A 7,168-nucleotide genomic window follows, 5' to 3' on the forward strand; every position below is an offset into this window, starting at 1 on the left:
TGCTTTCCGGGCCCAGGTTGGTGGCTCCCGAGGCCATCGGGTCGTAGCCCGCCCCGGCGGCCGAGGGCCTGCTCTGGAAGTAACGCGGCAACGGATTGCCGTCCTTATCGGTGAACGCCTGGCCGATCAGCTTGCTACCGATCGGCTTTCCCGAAGCGTCGATGATCGACCCTTCGGCCTTGGCGTGCAGTCCGGGCAGCAGCGCGATCGCCCAGACTGCCAGCGGATAGATGACGCCGGTGATCACCGTCAGCAACAGCAGCGCGCGGAGCGCGGCCCAGTGCTGACGAATGATGTTCGCGAAGTTCATATCAGCCCATCCCGGGGATAAATTGCACGACCAGATCGATCAGCTTGATGCCGATGAACGGGGCGACGATGCCGCCCAGTCCATAGAGATAAAGGTTGCGGCTCAACAACTTTGACGCACTGCTGGGCGTGTACTGAACACCCCGGAGCGCCAAGGGGATCAGCACGACGATGATGATCGCGTTGAAAATCACCGCGGAGAGAATCGCCGACTGTGGGCTGTGCAGGCGCATGACGTTGATCAGATCCAGACCTGGGAACAGCGCTACGAACATGGCCGGGATGATCGCGAAGTACTTGGCGATGTCGTTGGCGATCGAGAAGGTGCTCAACGCGCCCCGGGTGATCAGCAGCTGCTTGCCGATCTCCACAATCTCGATCAGCTTGGTGGGATCGGAGTCCAGGTCGACCATGTTGCCGGCTTCTTTGGCCGCGCTGGTCCCGCTGTTCATTGCCACCCCGACATCGGCCTGAGCCAGCGCGGGCGCGTCATTGGTCCCGTCACCGGTCATCGCGACCAGCCGGCCACCCTCTTGCTCACGCTTGATCAACATCAGCTTGTCTTCGGGGGTGGCCTCCGCGAGGAAGTCGTCGACCCCCGCTTCTTCGGCGATCGCTCGCGCGGTCAACGGGTTGTCGCCGGTGATCATCACCGTCCGGATGCCCATCTTGCGCATCTCGTCGAACCGAGTACGCATGCCGTGCTTGACCACATCCTTGAGGTGGATGACGCCGAGCACATCGGCTTCACCGTTGTTGACGACCCCGACGACCAGTGGGGTTCCGCCGGCGGCCGAGATGCCGTCGACGATGTCGCCGAGCATGTCGGGAATCGTGCCGCCCTGCTCGCGGACCCACTTGATGACCGAGTTGGCCGCGCCCTTACGCAGCTGTCGTCCGTCGAGGTCGACGCCCGACATCCGCGTTGTCGCGGTGAACTCGACCCAGTGGGCGTTGCTGAGCTCGCCGGGTGAGCGCTCCCGAAGCCCGTAGGCCTGTTTCGCGTACACGACGATCGAGCGACCCTCCGGCGTTTCGTCGGCGAGACTGGACAGCTGCGCGGCGTCGGCGAGCGCTTCGGCGGTGACGGCTCCGACGGGAAGGAACTCGGAAGCTTCCCGATTACCGAGCGTGATCGTTCCGGTCTTGTCCAGCAGCAGCGTGTTGACATCACCGGCGGCCTCGACCGCGCGCCCCGACATCGCCAGCACGTTGCGCTGTACCAGCCGGTCCATGCCGGCGATGCCGATCGCCGACAGCAACGCGCCGATGGTGGTGGGGATCAGGCACACGAGCAGAGCCACCAGGACGACGCCGCTGACGCCGTTCGCGGTCAGTGCGGATGTGTCTGCCACGCCGGGGTTGTTGATCTTGGAGTAGATCGCCAGTGGTTGCAGTGTGGCCACCGCGAACAAGAAGATGATGGTCAGCGCCGCCAGCAAGATGTTCAGCGCGATCTCGTTCGGTGTCTTCTGCCGGTTGGCGCCCTCGACCAGAGCGATCATCCGGTCGATGAAGCTCTTACCGGGCTCTTGGGTGATCTTGACCACGATCCGGTCCGACAGCACGGTGGTGCCGCCGGTGACCGCGGACCGGTCGCCTCCCGATTCCCGGATCACCGGTGCTGATTCACCGGTAATGGCCGATTCGTTGACCGACGCAATGCCTTCCACGATTTCGCCGTCGCCCGGAATGATGTCGCCCGACTCGACGACGACAATGTCGCCCTTCTGCAGCTCCGGCGCCCGGACGTCTTCCTGGATACCCGGATTCTCCGGCGTCCAGCCCCGCAGTCGGCGAGCGATGGTGTCCGCCTTGGACTTTCGCAATGTATCGGCCTGCGCCTTGCCGCGCCCTTCGGCGACAGACTCGGCCAGGTTGCCGAAAAGAACTGTCAGCCACAGCCAGAACACCACCAGCCAGCCAAACCACGATGAATCCCGAATCGTCAGGAACGTCGACCAGAGCGCGCCGATCTCGACGATGAACATCACCGGGTTGCGCCACAGAGTGCGCGGGTCGAACTTGCGGAGCGCGTCGGGCAGAGATTTCGCCAGCAGTGCGGGGTCGAGCAATCCGCCCTGGACGCGACCGGTCGGTTCGTGGCCACCCTGGTGGTGCTGTGGTGAACGCACCGAGTGGGTCTTGGAGACCGTAGACGTTGTCATGTCAGTGAATTCCTTCAGCAAGAGGCCCGAGTGCCAGAGCCGGCAGGAAGGTCAGGGCGCACAGAATGACCGTCACAGCCGCGACCAGGCCGACGAACTGCGGCCGATGGGTAGGTAGCGTGCCGGGCGACTCCGGTGTATGGCCCTGGCGCGCAAGCGATCCGGCCAACGCCAGCACCAGGATCATCGGCAGGAACCTGGCGAGCACCATGGCCAGGCCCAAAGCCGTGTTGTAGAACGTGGTGTTCGCCGACAGGCCGGCGAAGGCGGAGCCGTTGTTGTTGGACGCCGAGGTGAACGCGTAGAGCACTTCGGACAGGCCATGCGGTCCGGTATTGGCCATCCCGGCCCGCGGGCCGGGCAACCCCATGGCGATGCCGGTGCCGACCAAGACGAGCAACTCGGTTACCGGGAAATAGCTTGCCGCGAGCTTCATTTCGCGGGGCCTGATCTTCTTGCCGAGGTACTCCGGGGTGCGGCCCACCATCAGCCCGGCGACGAACACCGTGATGACGGCCATGATCAGCATGCCGTAGAGGCCCGAGCCGACCCCGCCGGGTGCGACCTCGCCGATCTGCATGTTGAACAGCTCGACCAGCCCGCCCAAACTGGTGTAAGAGTCGTGTGCCGAGTCGACGGCGCCGGTGGAAGTGAGCGTGGTCGACGCCGCGAACACCGAGGAGTCAGGAACACCGAAGCGCTGCTCGACACCTTCCATGGCCGCCCCGGCCGCGGCCTGCACAGTGCCGTGGTGTTGCAACTGCATCCACATCGTGATCGTCCAGCTGAATGCTGCGAGGACCCCCATAACCGCGGCGATCGCGTAACCCTGCTTCTTGCTGTCGACCATGCGGCCGAAGGTGCGCGGCAGCGAGAAGCTAATGGCCAGCAACAGGAAGATCTCCACCCAGTTGGTCCAGCGCGTCGGGTTCTCGAAGGGGTGGGCGGAGTTGGCGTTGTAGAAGCCGCCTCCGTTGGTGCCGAGTTCCTTGATGGCTTCCTGGCTGGCGACTGGCCCGCCGGTGATGGTCTGCGGGGTGCCGCTGAGTGTCGTCACGACCTGGTCGTGCAGGTGGAAATTCTGGATCGCGCCGCCGGCGAGGAGCACCAGCGCCGCGATGAACGAGAGCGGCAGCAGGATGCGGACGGTGCCCCGGACCAGATCCACCCAGAAGTTGCCAATTTCAATGGTTTTGGTCCGCGCGAAACCACGAACCAGAGCGATCGCGACTGCCATGCCCACGGCGGCGGAGACGAAGTTCTGCACGGCCAACCCGGCCATTTGCACCAGATGACCCTGCGTTGATTCGCCTGCGTACGCCTGCCAGTTGGTGTTGGTCACGAAGCTGATCGCGGTGTTCCAGGCCAACGCCGGCGTCATCGGGGTCGCCGGGTTGTTCAGGTGCAGCGGCAGCTTGTCCTGCAGCAACTGGAAGAAGAACAGGAACAGCACGCTGACCGCCGAGAAAGCCAGCACGCTGCGGGCGTAGGCGAACCAGGGTTGTTGAGCTTTGGGGTTGGCCCCGATGATGCGGTAAGCGAGCTTCTCGATCCGCCAGTCCCGCTCCGAGGTGTAGACCCGATACATGTAATCGCCCAGCGGCACGTGAACTGCCACCAAGGCGACTACCAGCAATGCGAGGAATGCGATCCCCGCGCCAGTCGTGCTCACTAGAACCTTTCCGGGAAGTACAGCGCCGCGACCAGGTAGACCGCAACTAGCGCCGAGAGTGCGAGACCGATGATGTTTTCGTAGCTCACAGCTTTTCGACCAGCTTCTGCGCAATGCCGAGGCCGGCGAATACGGCCACCGTCAGCAGAACGTAGGCAACCACCGACATCGTTTCTCCGTTCGTGACAAGCCGGTCAGGTCGATCGGCGATCAAGTCTTGGTTCCGGCATGCAATTTAGTCTCGACTATGGGGTCTGGAAAGACGCTAAGCCGCGTGAGAGGTTAAATCGTGGTCGCTAACGCTTTCTTTACAGTACGTCGAGTGGATTCGGTTTGCGGAGAATAGTGTTTTTCTCCGCTTAACTGGCATGCGCTCACGTGGTCGCCTTTGCTGTGACAGCTGTGATCCGGGCTACTAAACGAGCGGGAGACGCACCCGGAAAGTGGTTTGGCCGCCAGCGGATTCGGCGGTGACCGATCCGTGGTGAGCTTTGACGATCGAGTCGACAATGGCGAGGCCGAGACCATTGCCGGGGCCGCGGTCCGGGGCGTCCTTCGCCCGGACGAATCGATCAAACAGATGGGGGAGTAACTCCGGATCGATGTCGGGCCCGTCATCGGCCACTGTCAGCTCGGCGTAGGCCGGCTCGTGCGCGACACGATGGCAGGTGATTCCCGTTGTCACGATCACTCCGGGCGGTGTGTGCACCCAGCCATTGGTCAGCAGATTGCTGACTAGTTGGTGCAGACGATCGGGGTCACCGCGCACCCAGACCGGCTCGTCGGGTAAGTCTTTGACCCACTGGTGTTTCGGTGCGGCAACGGCTGCGTCGTTGACCGCGTTGAGGACGATATCGCCCAAGTCGACATCCTCGGTTTGCAGGTCCTCGCCCTCGCCCAGCCGAGACAACAGCAGGAGTTCGTCGACGAGCGAGGTCATTCGGCGGGCTTCCGACTCGATACGGGCCAACGCGTATTCCGTGGTCGGCGGGAGCGTCGCGCTGTCCTGGCGGGTGAGCTCGGAGTAACCCTGAATCGCTGCCAGCGGGGTCCGCAGCTCGTGGCTGGCGTCGGAGATGAATTGCCGCATGCGCCGGTCGGATTCGGCTCGATGGGTCAGCGCGCTGTCGACGTTCTCCAGCAATCGGTTCAAGGTGTGTCCGACGATTCCGACCTCGTTGTCCGGATCGGTGTCGTCCGGTTGCACCCTGGCGGTGATGCGATGGTCATCACCGGTGAGCGGAGCGCCCGCGACCTCGGCGGCGGTGACGGCTACGCGGCGCAACGGCCGCAGTGCATAGCCGACCACCAACGCGGTGAGACCCGCCGTCACCAACAATGCTGCGATCGAAAGCACTGTGGCACTGATGATTCGTCGAGTTATGGTTTTGTTCGCGAGATCCAGCGAAACTCCGACGACGAGTTGGTCACCGGGGCCGGCGCTGTGGCTGCTCACCCGATATGAACCAAGGCTGCCCAGCGTCACTGTGCGTACTTCGCCGTTTCGCCAGGGCTGTGCCTTGATGGCGGCGACGACATCGGGCGTGGCCGGACGCGGATCGTCTTCGAAGAAGACGGCCGAGCCGATCACATCGCCGTCGTGGATCACGGCGATGAGATTGGCTGCGTTCTGCCCGGTGAAGCCCAACATCGCGTGCTCGAGATCGGCGTAGTGGCCTGATTCGCCATGTTGGTATCTGGTGAGCGAATGGGTCAGCGCGTCCAGTGATTCGTCGACTTCCGCGTCGTTGAGTGTGTTGACGTACGTTCGCAGGCTGACCACGGAGGCGATGCCGACCACCAGCACCACAACGGTGACCACTGCGGAGACCCCTAGCACCAATTGGCGGCGCAATGTGCGTGGGCGCCACCACCGAGTGGTTGCGGCCCTGGTCATTTCGCTGCCATCTTGATGTCAGGCCGGCGCGCGGAGCATGTATCCGACACCGCGGACGGTGTGAATCATCGGCTCTCTGCCGGCGTCGATCTTCTTCCGCAGATACGAGATGTACAGATCGACAATGCTGGTGCGTCCGGCGAAGTCGTAATTCCAGACGCGGTCCAGGATCTCGGTGCGGGTCAGTGCCCGGCGCGGATTGCGCATCAGGAAGCGCAGCAGCTCGAACTCGGTTGAGGACAGCGAAATCGGTGTACCCGCCCGCGTTACTTCGTGGCTTGCGCCGTCGAGGGTGAGATCGCCGACCGTCAGTTCGTCCTCTGCCGGGGGAGCCAGGTGGCTGGAACGCCGTAGCAGTCCCCGCAAGCGGGCGACCAACTCCTCCAAGCTGAACGGCTTGGTCATGTAATCGTCGGCGCCCGCGGTCAAGCCGGTCACCCGGTCCATCACCGAGTCCCGGGCAGTGAGAAACAAGGTGGGCGTGTAGGGACCTGATTCGCGGACCCGCTGCAGGATCTGCAGACCATCGACGTCGGGAAGCATGATGTCAAGGACGAGCACATCGGGTTCGACATCGTCGAACTTGCTGACCGCTTCCCTGCCGTTGTGCGCGACTTCGACGGTCCAGCCCTCATAGTGCAACGCCATCTTGACTAGGTTCGTCAAAGCCGGCTCGTCGTCGACCAGCAAAACGCGGATTGGGGAACCGTCGTCCCGGCTGATCCGGGGTAGCTGCCCGAGAATGGCCTGACGTGGCCGCTGATCACGCGCGGAAGCCGACATAACCGCCATGGTCGCCGATTCTTCCTGCCACACAGGTCGTTGTCACGAAGCTCATATCTTTCTCACATGTCTTGGCTAACCGGCTAATGCCCAGGGGGCCAGGAGAGTCTGGCCCGAGGGCCGCCGGGTCCGCGATGCTGCCGCGAATCGGGTTGCGCTCCAACGTACTTGCGCATTCGCCGGCCGCCTCTGGAAAAAGTTGTGGCCCGCACACCGGTGGGTGTGCGGGCCACGGTAGAGCTGTAGAGGGTTAGGCCCAGCTGGAGCCGACGGCGGAGTCGGTGGACGACATGTTGTTGCCTGCCGTCTGGACCTTCTGGCCGTGGCTGTTGGCTTGTT

At 63.4% G+C, this 7,168-nt stretch carries 7 protein-coding genes and 1 pseudogene; all 8 read right to left on the reverse strand.

The window, feature by feature from the left end:
* Positions 1-310, reverse strand: a 310-nt coding sequence (locus VN856_RS14815; protein WP_325690289.1) for a potassium-transporting ATPase subunit C, incomplete at its 3' end; no start/stop codon positions are given.
* A 1-nt stretch (position 311) separates the two neighbouring features.
* Positions 312-2,477, reverse strand: a complete 2,166-nt coding sequence (gene kdpB / locus VN856_RS14820) for a potassium-transporting ATPase subunit KdpB (protein ID WP_325690291.1) — start codon at positions 2,475-2,477, stop codon at positions 312-314.
* 1 nt (position 2,478) lies between these two features.
* Positions 2,479-4,149, reverse strand: a complete 1,671-nt coding sequence (gene kdpA / locus VN856_RS14825; RefSeq protein WP_325690292.1) for a potassium-transporting ATPase subunit KdpA — start codon at positions 4,147-4,149, stop codon at positions 2,479-2,481.
* On the reverse strand, positions 4,149-4,238 hold the full coding sequence (locus VN856_RS14830; protein ID WP_325690294.1) for a potassium-transporting ATPase subunit F: 90 nt from the start codon (positions 4,236-4,238) through the stop codon (positions 4,149-4,151). Before VN856_RS14830 ends, kdpA begins: the two co-directional genes overlap by 1 nt.
* The gene (locus tag VN856_RS14835) at positions 4,235-4,363 is read right to left on the reverse strand and encodes a hypothetical protein (protein WP_325690296.1); all 129 of its coding nucleotides are present in this window, start codon (positions 4,361-4,363) and stop codon (positions 4,235-4,237) included. The genes VN856_RS14830 and VN856_RS14835 overlap by 4 nt, the downstream gene beginning before the upstream one ends.
* Before the next feature lie 201 nt (positions 4,364-4,564).
* Positions 4,565-6,046 (reverse strand): HAMP domain-containing sensor histidine kinase, encoded by a 1,482-nt coding sequence (locus tag VN856_RS14840; RefSeq protein ID WP_325690298.1) that lies wholly within the window; start codon positions 6,044-6,046, stop codon positions 4,565-4,567.
* 18 nt (positions 6,047-6,064) lie between these two features.
* Entirely contained in the window at positions 6,065-6,838 is a 774-nt protein-coding gene (locus VN856_RS14845) for a response regulator transcription factor (protein WP_325690300.1), read from the reverse strand.
* A 241-nt stretch (positions 6,839-7,079) separates the two neighbouring features.
* Positions 7,080-7,168, reverse strand: a pseudogene (locus tag VN856_RS14850) (type VII secretion protein EsxI); the annotation flags it as partial.

This window comes from Mycobacterium sp., assembly GCF_035603715.1.
Taxonomy (GTDB): Bacteria; Actinomycetota; Actinomycetes; order Mycobacteriales; family Mycobacteriaceae; genus Mycobacterium.

Coding starts and splice junctions, on each gene's coding strand:
- kdpB (WP_325690291.1), bottom strand. CDS start 2,477: ATGACAACGTCTACGGTCTCCAAGACCCACTCGGTGCGTTCACCACAG.
- VN856_RS14840 (WP_325690298.1), bottom strand. CDS start 6,046: ATGACCAGGGCCGCAACCACTCGGTGGTGGCGCCCACGCACATTGCGC.
- VN856_RS14845 (WP_325690300.1), bottom strand. CDS start 6,838: ATGGCGGTTATGTCGGCTTCCGCGCGTGATCAGCGGCCACGTCAGGCC.